The 880-nt window shown below is 41.2% G+C and carries 2 pseudogenes; both read left to right on the top strand.

From position 1 onward, the window contains the following. A pseudogene (locus ACS8FC_RS15845) lies at positions 1 to 301 on the top strand (ABC transporter ATP-binding protein); the annotation flags it as partial. After that, positions 270 to 880: pseudogene (locus ACS8FC_RS15840) on the top strand (capsule biosynthesis protein); the annotation flags it as partial. The pseudogenes ACS8FC_RS15845 and ACS8FC_RS15840, both read left to right, overlap by 32 nt.

The raw sequence follows: 880 nt of genomic DNA, 5'->3' as shown, positions 1-880 counted from the left end.
CTACTCATCAGGAATGAAAGCTCGATTAACATTTGGGTTGAGCTTGGCCTTTGATTTTGATTACTATATGCTCGATGAAGCAGGTGCCGTTGGCGATGCAGCATTTCGCAAGCGTAGCGAAGAGATTTTAGCGGCCCGCCGCGCACAGGCCGGATTTTTAATAGTGTCGCACAATATTGGCGATATCAAACGAAACTGCGATATTGGTATTGTACTAATGGATCAAACAGCACACGTGTTTGACGATACAACAGAAGCGATTGAGGTTTATGAAAAGCATATCCACAAAGCAAAAAAGTAAGATAATTAACTTCTCGCTATTTATTGGCTTGGTCATCCTGCCTTGGTTGCTCGTTATATATTATGTGATGACATTGGCTCATCCACGCTTCGTTTCGACTGCCGATGTGGTGGTCAAACAAGTCAGTGACTCAAGTGTGCCGTCTGGTGGCGGATTATCAGCTTTATTGGGCGTAAATAGTACCAGTAAAGAAGATGCAACGTATTTGACAGAATACATTTTGTCGAATGATATGGTAAAGCGCCTCGATAATAAGTTCAAATTCCGTGAAGCTTATTATGTTGATGGCTCAGACCCTATCTATGAAATTGATCCTGATGCAACTCAAGAGGATTTGCTCGAGTACTTCAAAAAACGTGTACACATTGATCTTGATGAGCAAAGTTATGTGCTTTCGGTATCGACAGAAGGTTTTGACTCAAAATATGCTTTTGAGCTGAACAAAGCTATCTTAGGTGAGTCTGAGCGTTTCGTAAATCGTATCTCACAAGAGGTGGCTCGTGATCAATTGGCATTCGCAGAAACTCAGTTAGATGAATCAGAAGATCGTCTGAATAATGCCAAAGAGCAATTATTAAA

This window comes from Psychrobacter sp. 1Y4, from assembly GCF_051847555.1.
Note: the sequence above shows the minus strand (reverse complement) of the source record. Positions and strands in the feature narration are given on the sequence as shown.